Source organism: Kitasatospora sp. NPDC059722 (assembly GCF_042733235.1).
Lineage (GTDB): Bacteria > Actinomycetota > Actinomycetes > Streptomycetales > Streptomycetaceae > Kitasatospora.
The window spans coordinates 1-15,820 of record NZ_JBHWGD010000056.1 but is presented as its reverse complement, the minus strand read 5'-3'; the positions used below and the strand labels follow the sequence as shown (position 1 = coordinate 15,820).

The following is a 15,820-nucleotide window of genomic DNA, read 5'->3' as shown; positions in this document are numbered from 1 at the left end:
GCGGGCGCCGCGGGGGGGCGGGCGGGGCCGGCGGCGGGGGGGGGGGCGCGGCCCCGCCGCCCGCCGGGGCGCCGGCCGCGCGGGCCCCCGCATCCGGGCCCGGCAAGCCGGGGCTTCGGTCGTGTGCTGCGGGAACCGTCCAGGTGCAGGAATGCGCACCCGGGGCCTGACCGTCCACCGCCAATCGGGCCGGTCCCGGGCCTCCACCGGGCACCCGACTGGCCTTGGCGTTCACCGGAATCCGGCCCACCGCTCCGGCCGCGGGAACCGGCCCGCCGTGCGGATAGCTGCAATTGCGAGAACCTGCACTCGGGTGACACTTGTCCGCCGGGCGTCACGCTGTGATGGTGGAGTCACGCCAAGTCGTCCGGGCAACCGCGGCCCGATGGTGGCGACTTGCTCTTCAAAAGTGGATGCGGGACATCACGTCCCCGCACAACGGGGGGAAGAGCGCCGGCCGGGACGCCATGTGTGGTGATGGCCCCCGGAACCGGAGCCGGCGAGGCGTTGCTGCTCCGCCTCGCCGGAAGCGCCTTGGCATGGCGTGGCAAGGCGGCCCCTGGGCGTCCGGTGTGCGACGGCACCCGGGCCCAGGGGTCCGCCCGCCGCCCGGTACCGTGACCGCCGGGCCCTCGCGGCCGGAGACGACGGAAACGACGGGGACGCGGGACACGGGGGCGGGCCCGTCCGAAAGGCGTCCGGCAGGGAGAGTTCGACGTGACGGCGGAACCGGCGGTCGCACCGGACCACGGCCAGTACGCGGGTGGCTTCACCGGCGGCGAGGGCTTCGCGGCCGACGCGGGCTTCGCGGGCACCGGGGGCCTCACCGGAGCGGGCGAGCCCGACGACGCGGCCCGCCGGCTCTACCTCTCGATCCTCGCCGAAGGCGGCCGGATCCCGTTCACCGGCGTCCACGAGACCGACCACGCCGCCATCCAACAGCTCGTCGACATCGGCCTGTTGATGCCCAACGCGATGGACGCCTGCTACACCGCCGTCAGCCCGCGCTCCGTCACCGACCGCCTCGGCGCCGAACTGCGCAGCGAGGCCACCCGGCTCCTGGTCCGCGCCGAGAACCTGCCCGGCGCCCTCGACGGCCTCACCCGCGCCTACGACGCGATGCCCCGCCCGCCCGGCCGGGCCGGCGGCGCCGTCTACGTCGAGGGCCACGTCCACATCCGCCAGCGGATCTCCCAGCTCGTCTCCGACTGCCGCGCCGAGGTCCTCACCGCCCAGCCCGGCCACCGGCCCGCCGACACGCTCCAGGTCGCCCGGCTCCAGGACGTCCAACTCCTGCAGCGCGGCTGCTCGCTGCGCACCATCTACCAGCCGGTCGCGTTCGCCGACCAGTCCGCCCTCGCCTACGCCGACGAGGTCACCCGGCACGGCTCGCTCATCCGCGTCCTCGACGAGCCCTTCCAGCGGCTCATCGTCTTCGACCGCACCGTCGCCGTGATCTCCGCCAGCGAGGACAACAGCACCGCCGCCTTCATCACCGACCCCGCCGCCATCACCTTCCTGGTCGGCGCGTTCGAGCGGGACTGGGCCCGCGCCGACACCACCGAGGCCGCCGCCGCCCTCGGCCACGGCCCCGCCCGCAGCACCCCCGACCGGGTCGGCCGCCTGCTCGCCCGCGGCCTCACCCAGCGCGCCGTCGCCACCCGCCTCGGCCTCAGCGAACGCACCGTCGCCGCCCACATCTCCCGCCTGCGCGACCGCTACGGCGCCCAGACCCTCTTCCAGCTCGGCTGGCTGATGCGAGGCTCCCGCGATGACCGATGAGCGAGCTCAGCGAGCTCACGTTTCAAAGGATGCGCATGGGCGAACGCCCCTGCCGAGCGGTGGGGGTACCTCCCGGCCGCCAAGGCCGGGGGAGAGGTGGGCGGATGAGCCGACAGCCGCCGAGCGGGCGCTCTACCTCACCGCGGTCCGCCACGGCGGACACCTGCGCCCCGACGACCTCGCCCCCGCGGACCGCCCCACCCTCGCGGTCCTCGTCGCCCGCGGCCTGCTCGCCCCGACGGCCACCGGCTACACGGCCGTCGACCCGCGCTCCGTCGGCGACCGCCTCGGCACCGAACTGCGCACCCGTGCCACCCGGTTGCTCGTCCACGCCGAACGGCTCCCGGCCGCCCTCGGCCCGCTCTCCCACGCCTACGACGCCGCACCCCGGGCGGCCTCCCCCACGGGCGAGGCCGCGTACGTCAAGGGCCAGGACGCCATCCGCCTGCGGCTCTCCCGGGTCCTGTCCGAGTGCGGCGAGGAAGTGCTCACCGCCCAGCCCGGCACCCGGCAGCCGGTCACCCTCGAACTCGCGCTCCACCAGGACGTCGCGCTGCTGACCAGCGGCCGCCGGATCCGGACGCTCTACCAGCCCGTCGTCCGCCGGCAGCCCCACGTGATCGCCTACGCGAAGGAGGTGACCCGGCACGGCTCGCTGGTCCGGGTCCTGAACGAGCCGTTCCAGCGGATGCTCGTCGTCGACCGGCGGACCGCCGTCGTCTCCGTCCACCCCGGCCACGACGTCGCCGCCTTCATCACCGAGCCCGCCGCCGTCGCCGCCCTGGTCGCCGTCTTCGAACGCGACTGGGCCAGGGCCGACGTCACCGACTGGTCGAGCGCCGCCCCCGGCCGCACCGCCGACCGGGTCACCACGCTGCTGAGCAAGGGCCTCACCCAGCGCGCCGTCGCCACCCGCCTCGGCCTCAGCGAACGCACCGTCGCCGGCCACCTCGCCCGCCTGCGCGAGCGCTACGGCGCCCGGACCCTCTTCCAACTCGGCTGGCAACTGAAGGGCGACGCCGATGGGTGACCCGACCCTGTCCGAAGCCCTCCCGGACGAGTCCGCCCGCGCGCTCTACCGCGCGATCCCGCGGGACGGCGGCCGCCTGCTGGCGCAGGGGCTCACGCAGCGGGCGATCGCGGGCCGCATGGGGTCGAGCGAGCGGACCGTGGCCGGTCACATCGCCCGGCTGCGTGAGCTGTACGACGCGGAGACGCTGTTCCAGCCGGGCCAGCAGATGCGGGGATCCCGGACGGGGGAGTCCGGTGGATGACCGCGGGTCAGCCGGTGGCGGCGCCCGACGGCCAGAAGCCGGCCCGGCCGGCCACGGGGGGCTGCTGACGGGGGACGTTGAACTGCTCGCCGGGGGCGGTCCAGAAGCCCTCGCGCAGCGACAGCGCCATGCCGGCCCAGTCGAGCGCCGTCTCCACGGTGTGGTTGAGCGCCTCCTGCGACCAGGTGTCGTCGAAGACCAGCGGCAGGACGGGGGCGACCTGCTCGATGGTGGCGATCAGCGGGTTGTGCGTGATGGCCTCGTCGACGAGGAGGACGATCGGCTTGCGCAGCGCGGAGGCCCAGCCCAGCTCCAGGCTCACCCCGGCCGACAGCGGGGCGCCGACGTAGGCGAACACCAGGTCCGCCGACTGCAGCGCCCGGAAGTCCGACGGAACCCGCGGCTCCGGCGCCCGCCCGGCGACGGTCCAGGCGTCGCTGTGGTGCGCGCTGTACACGGCGGCCCCGCTGCGGAGGAGCGTGGTGCGCAGCGTGGTCAGCCGCGTCCGGCTGGCGAGCGTCACCACGCTGTCCGCGGGCCCGGTCAGCCGCATCAGCGGTGCGGCCAGAAACACACGTGCACGCCGGCCTTCGGTGGCCTGGCTGTCGTGGTGACGCAGGTAGGGCTCGGTCATGTCGACTCCGGGGGAAGGCATTGGCACTCGGTTGCTCGCCGCCGACGCTTGGCTTGGAGATTGGAACGGGGGGAAATCGGACGGGTTTATCACTATTTCGACGCTTGTCCTGGCGCGACTGCCGAGAGGGAGGATCTTGGCAGCGTGGCGTGAGGACGTCAGTTGATCGTCCATCGAGCAGGGTCGGCAGTCCACCGATGCACGGTGGCATCCGTCTGCATGGCAGAGAGATGACACCCTCTTCCGCCTGGGCGCGACGGTGACAGTCAGATAGGGCGTGTGGCACGATCTGAGCGTTTGATTGTCTGCCGCCTGTTCATTCGACTGACAGGCCACTGAAGAGGATTGGGGTGTGCGCGTGTCTCGTCTGCGTCAGGTCGCCAAGACGGCTGCGGTAGCGATATCTGCGGGCGTCCTTACCGTGCTGGGCTTCGGACTGCTTGTCACCGGCCATGATGCCGATGGATCTGCCCATGTCAATCATGTCGGGCTTGGGGTCGATGTTAGTGCGACTTCGAATCAGGCGTCGGGTACCGCTTTGGACGGCGAGCACCAGTGGACATGACAGAATGAGACTGACGAATCGTTATGCGCTGCCGGAAGCGGCGGGGAGGCATGGCGATTCGTCGGTCTCTTGTGACGAACGCGCCAGCGCCCAACCGAGTTGGAACAGCGATTCGACGTTGTAGTCCTCCCGCATCTCGGCCAGATGGCGGGCGAGGGTGCGTTCGCTGATGCCGAGGCGGCGGGCGATGACTCTGTGGTTCGTGCCTTCGAGCAGGAGGTCGATGATGGTCTGGCGCATCCGTGACACGACCTGTTGCGGCACGGTTCGTCCACCGGTGAAGTCCAGTCCGCGGTTCCAGTTGCGCTCGAACACCTCGTGGACGAGGAAGTGGATGACGGCGGGGTCGTGGATGAAGGCCGCCAGATTGAGGTCCTCCGCGACCGGGATGACGGCCAGCTGCCGGTCCACGATGATCAGCCTGGTGTACGGCTCGTCGAGGGTGCGGAACCGCCCGCCGGCCTCGGTGATCTTCGCGACGTAGTCCCGGGTGGGGGCGTGGTACCTGGTGCTCGGATGGTAGATGGTCCGCACCGCAATACCGCGTTCGAGGTCGGCCAGGTCGTCGTCGAGCACGCGGGACAGAACGTCCGGCGGCCGCGGGCCGCCCGGCTGGGCCGCGAGTATCTCCTCTTTCGCAGTGGTCACGGCGTGGTTGATCCGTTGGCTGATCAGTGCCTTGCCGCGGACGTACTCGATAATTCCGCCGGACGGTTCCGGACGGTGAAACGCGTCCGCGAGACCCTGAAGGTCGCCGGGGACGGCTATCGCGCGGGACAGCAGCGCGAGTGCCTGGCGTTGCCAGAGGGCGCTCAGCCCGGTGGCGAGCTGTTGTGGATCGACCGCGACCAGAATCTGCGGATCATCCATGTCGGGAGTGAGGAGACCGATGTCCAACAGCTCGCTGAGGTGGCTGTAGTCGTGCTCCTCGATTTCACTGCGGGCTATCCGACCGTGCGCCCGGATTGCCGCGAGGTAGAGGTCGTGCGCTCCGGTGGAGAGAGTGCCCGGTGCACCGACACCCGGAATGGCGTCGTTCCTCCCGTTCATTCACGACTCCTTCTTGACGACCGAACCTGCCCTATGGCTGCACTCGAGCCCCATCGGTGATCCTAGATCCCGGCGCGGGATCCGGAACCGGGCATTGTTCCACCATTGCGGAGTGACGCTTCGATTGGCACCCTCTCACCACAAGTAAGCCGCCGGCACCCCCCGAACAGGAGGGAACCGGCGGCCGGGCTGGGTGTTCAGCCGAGTCAGCGCTTCGGGCGCCAGACGACCAGGGCGCTCGACTGGGGGGTCGGGGGCTGGTACGGGACGAGGTCGCGGCGGTAGGAGGCGTGGACGGCGGCTTCGCGCTGCTGGAGGGCGGTGGCGGCGCCCTCCAGGGAGTCCGCGAGTTCGGCGATGCGCGACTGGAGGGCGGTGACCTGGTTCTCCAGCTCGATGATCCGCTTGATGCCGGCCAGGTTGATGCCCTCGTCCTGCGAGAGCCGCTGGACCTCGCGCAGCTGCTGGATGTCGCGGGCCGAGTAGCGGCGGCCGCGGCCGGCGGTGCGGTCGGGGCAGACCAGGCCGAGGCGGTCGTACTGGCGCAGGGTCTGCGGGTGCAGGCCGGAGAGTTCGGCGGCCACCGAGATCACGTACACCGGGGTGTCCTCGGTGAGCACGTACTGGGGCGGGGCCGCGGCGCGCCGGGGGCGGCGGCCGTCGCCGGGCAGGCCTTCGCCGAGGCCCGGGCCGATCGGGCCAATCGGGCCGTCGGGGGTCATCGGGGTCATCGGGGACATCTGGTCGTCACGCTCCCTTCGCCGCCCGGAACAGGGCGGCTCGCGGGTCGTCGGAGGCGGTGGCCTCGCGGTACTGCTCCAGGGCGGACAGCGCGTCGCCGGTGACGTGCTGCGGCACCACGACCTCGACGGTGACGAGGAGGTCGCCGCGGGTGCCGTCCTTGCGGGTGGCGCCCTTGCCGCGGGCCCGCATGGTGAGGCCGTTGGCACTGCCCGGGGGCAGCTTGAGCTTCACGGCGGGGCCGCCGAGTGTGGGCACCTCGATGGTGCCGCCGAGCGCCGCCTCGGGGAAGGTGACCGGGACGGTCACGGTGAGGTTGTCGCCCTTGCGGCCGAAGACGGGGTGGGCGTCGACGTGCACGGTGACGTAGAGGTCGCCGGGCTGGCCGCCGCGTTCGCCCTGGGCGCCCTTGCCCTTGAGCCGGATGCGCTGGGCGTCCTGGACGCCGGCCGGGATGCGGACCTGCATGGTGCGGGCGGAGCTGGCCCGGCCGCTGCCGTGGCAGTCGGTGCAGGGGTCGTCGACGATCATGCCGCGGCCCTTGCAGTCCTTGCAGGGCTCGGAGAGCGCGAACGCGCCCTGGCCCCGGCTGACGGTGCCGGCGCCGACGCAGGTCGGGCAGACCCGCGGGGTGGTGCCGGACTTGGCGCCGGTGCCGTTGCAGACGCGGCAGGGGGCCTGGCTGGTCATCCGCAGCGGGACGGTCGCGCCGTCGACGGCCTCCTCGAAGGAGAGGGTGACCTCGGTCTCGACGTCGGCGCCGCGCCGGGGCTGGGCCTGTCGGCCGCCGCGGTTGAAGAGGCCGCCGAAGACGTCGCCGATGCCGCCGCTGCCGCCCTGGGTGCCGCTGAAGAGGTCGCCGAAGTCGAAGCTGTAGTTGCCGGTGCCGGGCCCGCCGGCGCGGAAGCCGCCGTTGGCGAAGAGGCTGCGGGCCTCGTCGTACTCCTTGCGGCGCTTCTCGTCGGACAGGACGTCGTACGCCTCGGAGATGTCCTTGAAGCGCTCCTCGGCCTTGGCGTCGCCCTTGTTGGCGTCCGGGTGGAACTCGCGCGCCAGCTTCCGGTAGGTCTTCTTGATCTCGGTGGCGGTGGCGTCCTTGGGCACGCCGAGGACCTTGTAATAGTCCTTCTCGACAAAGTCCTTGCCACTCATGGCTTGCGCCACCTCCCGATGTCCATCGTCACTGCCTTGTCAACAGCCCGCGGCACTGCGTTGTCAACAGCCCGGCCGCGCGGGCCTGTTGCCGACAGTGCGCTGCGGAGCCGATCGCCGTACTGACCGGCGTACGACTCCGCAGCGCACTGGTTCATCTGCTGGGACGGGCGTGCGCCCGTCACAGGTCGTCAGCTGTCCTTGCCACCGTCGGCCTTGTCCGACTTCTCGGACTTGGCGGTGTCGGTGTCCGGCCCGGCCGTGGTCTGGGTGCCCGGCTGGGGCTCCGCGACCGCGACCATCGCCGGGCGGATGATCCGCTCGCCGATCCGGTAGCCGGGCTGGAGGATCTGCACGCAGGTGTCCTCGGTGACGTCCGAGGAGTAGCTGTGCATCAGCGCCTCGTGCATGGTCGGGTCGAAGGGCTCGCCCTCCTTGCCGAACTGCTGGAGGCCGAGCTTGGCGACGACCGTCTCCAGGGAGTCGGCGACGGACTTGAAGCCGCCGGTGACCTCGCCGTGCTCGCGGGCGCGGCCGATGTCGTCCAGGACCGGGATCAGGGACTCCAGGATGTTGGAGACCGCGATCTCGCGGACCGTGAGCCGGTCGCGCTCGACCCGCTTGCGGTAGTTCTGGTACTCGGCCTGGAGGCGCTGGAGGTCCGCGGTGCGCTCGGTGGCCTCGCGCTTGGCGGCGGCCAGCTCGTCCGACGCGTCGCCGGAGCCGGCCGCGGCGGCCTCCTCGGCGGCCTTGATCACGGCCTCCTCGGCGGCGGAGTCGTCGCCGGGCTTGCCGCCCTGCGTCTTGTCCGTCATGCCGCGCCGCCCTTGGGCTTGTCGTGCTTCTCGTCGTCCACGATCTCGGCGTCGACGACGTCGTCGTCCTTGCCCTGGGCGGCGGAGTCCCCGGCGGCGGCACCGGCGGCGTCGGCGTTGGCGTAGAGGGCCTGGCCGAGCTTCTGCGCGGTGGTGGAGACCTTCTCCGAGGCCTCGCGGATCTTCGCGATGTCCTCGCCCTTCAGGGCCTCCTTGAGCTCGCCGATGGCGGTCTCGACCTCGGTCTTGACGTCGGCCGGGAGCTTGTCGGTGTTGTCCGCGATGAACTTCTCGGTCGAGTAGACGAGCTGCTCGGCGGAGTTGCGGGTCTCGACGGCCTCGCGGCGCTTGTGGTCGTCCTCGGCGTACTGCTCGGCCTCGCGGCGCATGCGGTCGACCTCGTCCTTCGGCAGCGAGGAGCCGCCGGTGACGGTCATCTTCTGCTCCTTGCCGGTGCCGAGGTCCTTGGCGGCGACGTGCATGATGCCGTTGGCGTCGATGTCGAAGGTGACCTCGATCTGCGGCAGGCCGCGCGGCGCCGGCGGGAGGCCGGTCAGCTCGAACATGCCGAGCTTCTTGTTGTACGCGGCGATCTCGCGCTCGCCCTGGTAGACCTGGATCTGCACGGACGGCTGGTTGTCCTCGGCCGTGGTGAAGATCTCGGAGCGCTTGGTCGGGATCGTGGTGTTGCGCTCGATCAGCTTGGTCATGATGCCGCCCTTGGTCTCGATGCCGAGGGACAGCGGGGTGACGTCGAGCAGCAGGACGTCCTTGACCTCGCCCTTGAGGACACCGGCCTGGAGCGAGGCGCCGATGGCGACGACCTCGTCCGGGTTGACGCCCTTGTTGGCGTCCTTGCCGCCGGTCAGCTCCTTGACGAGCTCGGCGACGGCCGGCATGCGGGTCGAGCCGCCGACGAGGACGACGTGGTCGATCTCGGCGAGCGAGATGCCGGCGTCCTTGATCACGTTGTGGAACGGGATCTTGCAGCGCTCCAGCAGGTCGGAGGTCAGCTGCTGGAACTGGGCGCGGGTGAGCTTCTCGTCCAGGTGCAGCGGGCCCTCGGCGGAGGCTGTGATGTAGGGCAGGTTGATCGAGGTCTCGGAGGACGAGGACAGCTCGATCTTGGCCTTCTCGGCGGCCTCGCGCAGACGCTGCAGGGCCATCTTGTCCTTGGACAGGTCGACCCCGTGGCCGGACTGGAAGACCTTGACCAGGTGGTCGACGACCTTCTGGTCCCAGTCGTCGCCACCGAGGTGGTTGTCACCGTTGGTGGCCTTCACCTCGACGACCCCGTCGCCGATCTCCAGCAGGGAGACGTCGAAGGTGCCGCCGCCGAGGTCGAAGACCAGGATGGTCTGGTCGTCCTTGTCCAGGCCGTAGGCCAGGGCGGCCGCGGTCGGCTCGTTGACGATGCGCAGGACGTTGAGGCCCGCGATCTCACCGGCCTCCTTGGTGGCCTGGCGCTCGGAGTCCGAGAAGTACGCCGGGACGGTGATGACCGCGTCGGTGACGGTCTCGCCCAGGTAGGCCTCCGCGTCCCGCTTCAGCTTCTGCAGGATGAAGGCGCTGATCTGCTGGGGGTTGAAGTCCTTGCCGTCCAGGTTGATCTTCCACCCGGTGCCCATGTGGCGCTTGACCGAGCGGATGGTGCGGTCGACGTTGGTGACCGCCTGGCGCTTGGCCACCTCGCCGACCAGGACCTCGCCGTTCTTCGCGAAAGCGACGACGGACGGCGTGGTCCGCGCGCCCTCGGCGTTCGTGATGACGGTGGGCTCGCCACCCTCCAGAACGCTGACGACCGAGTTCGTCGTACCGAGGTCGATGCCGACCGCGCGTGCCATCGTAGATACCTCCACGGAAGAGTTGAGCTTTACGGGCTCAAGGATGCATGACCCGCCGGGCGGCGTCAACAGCTATGAGTCAGCAGCACTCAACTTTGCTGATGCCGGTCCTCTCGGTGGGCCGCCGCGGGGGCCCGCGGTGTCCCCGGTCGGAGTGACGGCCGCCCCGGCCGAGGTGGCGGGGGTGGAGTTACGTGACTGCCGCCATACCTTGGGAACCTTCTGGAGAACTGTTGACGAGCGGTAATGTCCGGGCCGTCGGCCCGGCAAGTTACCGACGAGTACACTCCCTTGGTAAAGACGTAGAACCCGGACTGCTCAACCGCAAGCCGCAGGAGACGGAGCCGATGCAGCTAGCAGCGATCGTCATCTCGCTGGTCACGTTCGTGATCGGCACCGCGCTCGCCCTTCGTGCGGCGTGGCACATCTTCAAGGTGGTGCTGACCGGCGCGCCGGACACCACCCGCTTCGGCAAGCCCGCCCGGCGCGTGAAGACCGTCGCGGTCGAGTTCATCGGCCACACCAGGATGAACCGCTGGGGGATCGTCGGCATCGCGCACTGGTTCGTCGCGGTCGGCTTCTTCAGCCTGGTCCTGACCATCGTCAACGCGATGGGCCAGCTCTTCGACGCCGAGTTCGAGCTGCCGGTCATCGGGCACTGGATGATCTGGCAGCTCTTCGTCGAGCTCGTCGGCACCCTCACCACCCTGGGCATCCTGACCCTGATGGTGATCCGGCTGATGAGCCTGCCGTCGCGCTCCGGACGCAAGTCCCGCTTCGCCGGCTCGATCGCCTGGCAGGCCTTCTACGTCGAGTACACGATCCTCGGCATCGGCCTGTGCATCCTGATGCTGCGCGCCCTGGAGGGCGCCCTCAACGGCGTCGACTCGTACGGCCCGGCGCACCTCGTCTCGTACCCGATCACCTCCGCGCTGAGCGGCCTGTCGCACGGCACGCTGGAGAACCTGATCTGGCTCTTCGCGATGCTGAAGATCTGCATCTCCTTCGCCTGGGCGACCACCATCGGCCTCAACCCCTCGATGGGCGTGGCCTGGCACCGCTTCCTCGGCTTCTTCAACATCTACTTCAAGCGCGAGGAGGACGGCGGTACCGCGCTCGGCGCCCTCCGTCCGATGACCTCCGGCGGTCAGCCGATCGACTTCGAGGACCCGGCCGAGGACGCCGTCTTCGGCGTCTCCCAGGTCGAGCACTTCTCCTGGAAGGGCATCCTCGACTTCTCCACCTGCACCGAGTGCGGCCGCTGCCAGTCGCAGTGCCCGGCCTGGAACACCGGCAAGCCGCTGTCGCCGAAGCTGCTCATCATGAGCCTCCGCGAGCACGTCTACGGCAAGGCCCCGTACCTGCTCGCCGGTGGCGGCAAGGACATGGAGGGCACCGAGAAGGCGACCGCCGAGCAGCTCAAGGACGTCCCGGCGGGCGCCCTCGCCGAGGCCGAGCGCCCGCTGATCGGCACCGCCGAGGAGAACGGCGTCATCGACCCGGACGTCCTGTGGTCCTGCACCACCTGCGGCGCCTGCGTCGAGCAGTGCCCGGTGGACATCGAGCACATCGACCACATCGTCGACATGCGCCGCTACCAGGTGATGATCGAGTCCTCGTTCCCGACCGAGGCCGGGACGATGCTCAAGAACCTGGAGAACAAGGGCAACCCGTGGGGCATGGCCACCAAGGCCCGCCTCGACTGGGTCAAGGAGCTCAAGAAGGAGACCGGCATCGAGGTGCCGGTGATCGGCGAGGACATCGACCCCGCCGAGGTCGAGTACCTCTACTGGGTCGGCTGCGCCGGCGCCCTGGAGGACCGCGCCAAGAAGACCACCAAGGCCTTCGCCGAGCTGCTGCACACCGCGGGCGTGAAGTTCGCGATCCTCGGCAAGGAGGAGTCCTGCACCGGTGACTCCGCCCGCCGCCTGGGCAACGAGTTCCTCTTCCAGATGCTCGGCGCGCAGAACGTGGAGACGCTGAACGCGGCCCTGGAGGACGCCCCGGTCAAGCGGATCGTCGCCACCTGCCCGCACTGCTTCAACACCATCGCCAACGAGTACCCGCAGCTGGGCGGCCACTTCGAGGTCATCCACCACACCCAGCTGCTGCAGCACCTGATCGACGAGGGCAAGCTCGTCCCGGTCAACCCGGTCGAGGGCCTGATCACCTACCACGACCCCTGCTACCTGGGCCGCCACAACAAGGTCTACAGCCCGCCGCGCGAGATCATGGACAAGGTCCCGGGTCTGCGCCAGCAGGAGATGCACCGGCACAAGGAGCGCGGCTTCTGCTGCGGCGCCGGCGGTGCGCGCATGTGGATGGAGGAGCGCATCGGCAAGCGGATCAACACCGAGCGCGTGGACGAGGCGCTGTCGCTCAACCCGGACATCGTCTCCACCGCCTGCCCGTTCTGCCTGGTGATGCTCTCCGACTCGGTCAACGGCAAGAAGAACGAGGGCGCGGCCAAGGAGCACCTGAAGGTGGTCGACGTGGCCCAGCTGCTGCTCGACTCGGTCAAGGCGACCCCGCCGGCCGAGACCGAGGAGCCCGCGACGGTGGACGCGTAGCGGCCCCTGTTCGACAGTTCTGCTACAACTGCCCGGCCCGGCGGCCGCCGCGAAAGCGCTCCGCCGGGCCGGGCTTTTGGGGCCTCGGCGGCGCTGCCCCGTAGGCCTCCGCGGCGGGCGAGTGATGCCAATCGCACAGCCGCCGGACGGGCATTCGGTTGGAAGGAAATACAGTAGGCCAGACCGGCCCGCGGGCCGGTCGACCCGTTCCGGACACCCGGACCACGGCCGGACCACGGCCGGACGGCTGGTGGGCGGACGGGTCCATACGGACGAAGAGAGGTGCGGCCCGCCGGGCCGGGCCGCAGAGACCACAAGGGGAACAGCGCAGACCATGACCGAGGCGATCATGCTGGTCGGTGGTAAGGGCACGCGACTGCGTCCGCTGACCACCCACACCCCCAAGCCCATGCTGCCGGTGGCGGGCGTCCCCTTCATCGCGCACCAGCTGGCCCGCGCCGCGGCCGCCGGAGTCACCCGCGTGGTGCTCGCCACCTCCTACCTGGCCGAGGTCTTCGAGGACCACTTCCAGGACGGCACCCCGTACGGCATCGAGCTGGTCTACCTGACCGAGCGCGAGCCGCTCGGCACCGGCGGCGCCATCCGCAACGCCGCCTCCGGGCTCACCTGCGGCCCGGACGAGCCGGTCCTCGTCTTCAACGGCGACATCCTGTCCGGCGTGGACATCGCCGCCCTGCGCGACGGCCACGTGGCCGCCGGGGCCGACGTCACCCTGCACCTCACCCGGGTGGAGGACCCGCGCGCCTTCGGCCTCGTGCCGACCGACGCGGACGGGCGGGTGCTGGAGTTCCTGGAGAAGCCGGAGACGCCCGAGCAGATCGTCACCGACCAGATCAACGCCGGCTGCTACGTCTTCACCCGGTCCGTCATCGACCGCATCCCGGCCGGCCGGGAGGTGTCCGTCGAGCGCGAGACCTTCCCCGAGCTGCTCGCCACCGGCGCGCTGCTGCGCGGCGTCGTCGACACCTCGTACTGGCTGGACCTCGGCACCCCGGGCGCGTTCGTCCGCGGCTCGGCCGACCTCGTCCTCGGCAAGGTCGACTCCCCGGCCGTCCCCGGCCCGACCGGCGACGCCCTGCTGCTGCCCGGCGCGACCGTCCACCCCGGCGCGGTGCTCAGCGGCGGCACCGTCGTCTCCGAGGGCGCGGTGGTCGAGGCCGGCGCGATCGTCGAGGGCAGCGTCATCCTGCCCGGCGCCGTCATCGGCCCGGACACCCTGGTCAAGGACTCCATCGTGGGTGCCTTCGCGACCGTCGGGGACCGCTCGGCCCTGGACGGCGCGGTGATCGGCGACGGCGCGATCGTCGAGTCCGACAACGAGCTGCCGAACGGCATCCGGATCGCCTGCGGCACGCTGCTGCCGGTCGGCGCCGTCCGCACCTCGGCCGGCCCGGGCGGCTGCCCGGCCGGTGCCTCCGCCGCGGCGGCCGTCCACGGTCCGACCGTCACCGCGCAGCGCTGACGCCCGCTTCCGGCCCCGTTCGTCTCAGGCTCGCTGCAAACCGGCCCCGGCTCCGTCCGGGGCGTACGCGGACTGGGCCGGACGGGTACCTTCGGAACGTGGCTGGTAATCGATACGACAGCGGTCAGGGCGCCGACCCCCACGGCGGGTGGTCGGCCCCTCCGCCACCGGCGGGGGCGCCCGGGGGGCACGGGCAGACGGACGGGCCGGAGTACTTCACGGCCCCGCACCAGGGGGTCGCTCCGCACGACCCGTACGCCGCCGACCGGCCCGGGAACACCCGGTCCTTCCCGACCGGCGGGGCCCCGTACGCGGGGCAGCCCCCGTACCAGGACTACCCGACGCAGGGGTACCAGGGGCAGGGCCGGCAGGCTCCCGGCCACTACGACCAGGGGTACGGCGACCAGGGCTACGGCGACCAGGGGTACGGGGACCAGGGCTACGGATACCCCCAGGGGGAGCCGCAGCCGCCGTACGGCCAGGACAACGTCGCCGTCTACCGGGCCGGCGGCCAGTCGTCGCCGCACGTCTCCGGGCCGCGCCCGCACTGGCGCGAGCTGCTCCTCGGCATCGTCCGCGCGCCGGCCGCGACCTTCGACCGCACCCGCGACCACCAGGTCTGGCTGCCCGCCCTCACCGTCTCGCTCCTCTACGGCGCGCTCGCGGTGCTCGGCATCGGCCTGACGCACAACGACATCGTCAACTCGACCTTCACCGTCGCGCTGACCGGCATGGCCGCCGCCGCGCTCGGCTTCACCGTCACCGGCGCGATCTTCGGCGCGGTCACCTACGCGCTGGCCCGCCAGCTCGGCGGGGACGGCCCGTGGAAGTCGACGGTCGGCCTGGCCGCGCTGATCGGCTGGCTGACCGACGCGCCCCGGCTGCTGCTCGCCCTGGTGCTGCCCTCCGGCAGCGCGGTCGTGCAGGTCGTCGGCTGGGCCACCTGGGCGTTCTGCGCGTTCCTGCTGACCACGATGGTCCGCCGGGTGCACGACCTGCCCTGGGGCAAGGCGGCGGGCGCCGCGGCCGTCCAACTGCTCGCGCTGCTGGTGCTGATCAAGCTGCCGACCCTGGGCTGACCGCCGGACGGCGGCAGGGCGGACGGCAGAATGGTGGACGGGCCCCGCGAACCGGGGTCCGTCCACCGTCGGCCGCGACCACCCACCGGAGCCAGGCATGACCCTCCCCACCACCCACGTCAGCTTCCCGGCCGGGGCGGTGACCGGCGACTCCCCGGTGCTCGCGGTGCACCCGCTCGCCGACGGCCGGTACGCCGTCGTCACCGCGGCCACGCCGTTCCACCCGCTCGACCACACCTGGCCCGACCAGCCCGCCGACCTCGGCACGCTCACCGTGGACGGCGCCGAGCTGGCCGTCGTCGACTGCCTGACCGGCGCGGTCGGCCCGGACGGCGGCGCGCCGCTGGTCGGCGCCGACATCCCGGTGCGGCGCGGCGACGAGGAGTGGTCCTGGCTCGTCCTGCACGTCGTCGTCGCCGACCCGGGCGACCTCGTCGGCCGCACGGCCGTGCTCGCCGTCGACGCCGAGCGCCGCGCCGCCCTCAGCGCCTCGCACAGCGGCTGCCACCTGCTCGCCCTCGCCCTCAACGCCGCGCTCGCCCCGCGCTGGCGCAAGGACCCGGGCCGCGCCGACGCCCTCGGCCACCCGGACTTCGACAGCCTCGCGATGGCCACCTCGGTGATGGACACCGAGGCCAGCACGGACACCTACCGGCTCGGCAAGTCGCTCAAGAAGAAGGGCTTCACGGCCGACGCCACCGACGAGCTGCCCGCCCTCGCCGACGCCCTGCCCGCCGTCACCGAGGCCGTCAACGCGCAGCTGGCCGCCTGGGTCGCCGCCGACGCCGCCGTCCGCATCGAGGTGCCGGGCCCCGAGCTCACCGCCCGCCG

Annotated in this window: 12 protein-coding genes and 1 pseudogene; 7 read left to right on the top strand and 6 right to left on the bottom strand. The window is 71.4% G+C overall.

The genetic code is table 11. The features are described from left to right. Positions 1-717: 717 nt before the first annotated feature. Genes ACFV4F_RS29525 through ACFV4F_RS29515 form a run of 3 tightly spaced genes read left to right on the top strand, consistent with a single transcriptional unit; the run spans position 718 to position 3,056 of the window. Positions 718-1,782: a LuxR C-terminal-related transcriptional regulator gene (locus ACFV4F_RS29525; RefSeq protein WP_380497948.1), complete on the top strand. Its 1,065-nt coding sequence runs from the start codon at positions 718-720 to the stop codon at positions 1,780-1,782. Continuing rightward, positions 1,772-2,812, top strand: a complete 1,041-nt coding sequence (locus tag ACFV4F_RS29520; protein ID WP_380506950.1) for a LuxR family transcriptional regulator — start codon at positions 1,772-1,774, stop codon at positions 2,810-2,812. The genes ACFV4F_RS29525 and ACFV4F_RS29520 overlap by 11 nt, the downstream gene beginning before the upstream one ends. Beyond that, positions 2,805-3,056, top strand: coding sequence for a hypothetical protein (locus tag ACFV4F_RS29515; protein ID WP_380506949.1), 252 nt, complete (start codon positions 2,805-2,807; stop codon positions 3,054-3,056). The genes ACFV4F_RS29520 and ACFV4F_RS29515 overlap by 8 nt, the downstream gene beginning before the upstream one ends. Before the next feature lie 7 nt (positions 3,057-3,063). Here ACFV4F_RS29515 and ACFV4F_RS29510 read toward each other — a convergent pair whose 3' ends face one another. The 6 genes from ACFV4F_RS29510 to dnaK all read right to left on the bottom strand — a co-directional run bounded on the left by ACFV4F_RS29510 (position 3,064) and on the right by dnaK (position 9,857). Beyond that, entirely contained in the window at positions 3,064-3,690 is a 627-nt protein-coding gene (locus ACFV4F_RS29510) for a hypothetical protein (protein WP_380446460.1), read from the bottom strand. 586 nt (positions 3,691-4,276) lie between these two features. Continuing rightward, positions 4,277-5,305 carry a helix-turn-helix domain-containing protein gene (locus ACFV4F_RS29505; RefSeq protein ID WP_380446461.1) on the bottom strand — a complete coding sequence of 343 codons (1,029 nt, stop codon included), beginning with the start codon at positions 5,303-5,305 and terminating at the stop codon, positions 4,277-4,279. Between the two features lie 206 nt (positions 5,306-5,511). Further along, positions 5,512-6,027 carry a heat shock protein transcriptional repressor HspR gene (locus ACFV4F_RS29500; RefSeq protein WP_380506994.1) on the bottom strand — a complete coding sequence of 172 codons (516 nt, stop codon included), beginning with the start codon at positions 6,025-6,027 and terminating at the stop codon, positions 5,512-5,514. Positions 6,028-6,052: 25 nt separating this feature from the next. After that, positions 6,053-7,198: a molecular chaperone DnaJ gene (gene dnaJ, locus ACFV4F_RS29495; protein ID WP_380446463.1), complete on the bottom strand. Its 1,146-nt coding sequence runs from the start codon at positions 7,196-7,198 to the stop codon at positions 6,053-6,055. Between the two features lie 191 nt (positions 7,199-7,389). Next, entirely contained in the window at positions 7,390-8,013 is a 624-nt protein-coding gene (grpE, locus tag ACFV4F_RS29490) for a nucleotide exchange factor GrpE (RefSeq protein WP_380446464.1), read from the bottom strand. Continuing rightward, positions 8,010-9,857, bottom strand: coding sequence for a molecular chaperone DnaK (gene dnaK / locus ACFV4F_RS29485; RefSeq protein ID WP_380446465.1), 1,848 nt, complete (start codon positions 9,855-9,857; stop codon positions 8,010-8,012). The genes grpE and dnaK overlap by 4 nt, the downstream gene beginning before the upstream one ends. Positions 9,858-10,204: 347 nt before the next feature. Between dnaK and ACFV4F_RS29480 the strand changes: the two genes are divergently transcribed. From ACFV4F_RS29480 to ACFV4F_RS29465, 4 genes and pseudogenes are all read left to right on the top strand, one after another. Beyond that, a complete protein-coding gene (locus tag ACFV4F_RS29480) occupies positions 10,205-12,427 on the top strand; it encodes a (Fe-S)-binding protein (protein WP_380446466.1) in 2,223 nt (740 codons plus the stop codon). A 334-nt stretch (positions 12,428-12,761) separates the two neighbouring features. Continuing rightward, positions 12,762-13,835 (top strand): annotated as a pseudogene (locus ACFV4F_RS29475) (sugar phosphate nucleotidyltransferase); the annotation flags it as partial. A gap of 173 nt (positions 13,836-14,008) precedes the next feature. After that, entirely contained in the window at positions 14,009-14,989 is a 981-nt protein-coding gene (locus ACFV4F_RS29470; RefSeq protein ID WP_380506947.1) for a Yip1 family protein, read from the top strand. A 97-nt stretch (positions 14,990-15,086) separates the two neighbouring features. Beyond that, positions 15,087-15,820, top strand: a 734-nt coding sequence (locus ACFV4F_RS29465; protein WP_380506945.1) for a metal-dependent hydrolase, incomplete at its 3' end; no start/stop codon positions are given.

Bases quoted from the DNA above. Each gene is read 5' to 3' on its own strand.
- ACFV4F_RS29520 (WP_380506950.1), top strand. From the start codon at position 1,772: ATGACCGATGAGCGAGCTCAGCGAGCTCACGTTTCAAAGGATGCGCAT.
- ACFV4F_RS29515 (WP_380506949.1), top strand. From the start codon at position 2,805: ATGGGTGACCCGACCCTGTCCGAAGCCCTCCCGGACGAGTCCGCCCGC.
- ACFV4F_RS29510 (WP_380446460.1), bottom strand. From the start codon at position 3,690: ATGACCGAGCCCTACCTGCGTCACCACGACAGCCAGGCCACCGAAGGC.
- ACFV4F_RS29505 (WP_380446461.1), bottom strand. From the start codon at position 5,305: ATGAACGGGAGGAACGACGCCATTCCGGGTGTCGGTGCACCGGGCACT.
- ACFV4F_RS29500 (WP_380506994.1), bottom strand. From the start codon at position 6,027: ATGACCCCCGACGGCCCGATTGGCCCGATCGGCCCGGGCCTCGGCGAA.
- dnaJ (WP_380446463.1), bottom strand. From the start codon at position 7,198: ATGAGTGGCAAGGACTTTGTCGAGAAGGACTATTACAAGGTCCTCGGC.
- grpE (WP_380446464.1), bottom strand. From the start codon at position 8,013: ATGACGGACAAGACGCAGGGCGGCAAGCCCGGCGACGACTCCGCCGCC.
- dnaK (WP_380446465.1), bottom strand. From the start codon at position 9,857: ATGGCACGCGCGGTCGGCATCGACCTCGGTACGACGAACTCGGTCGTC.
- ACFV4F_RS29480 (WP_380446466.1), top strand. From the start codon at position 10,205: ATGCAGCTAGCAGCGATCGTCATCTCGCTGGTCACGTTCGTGATCGGC.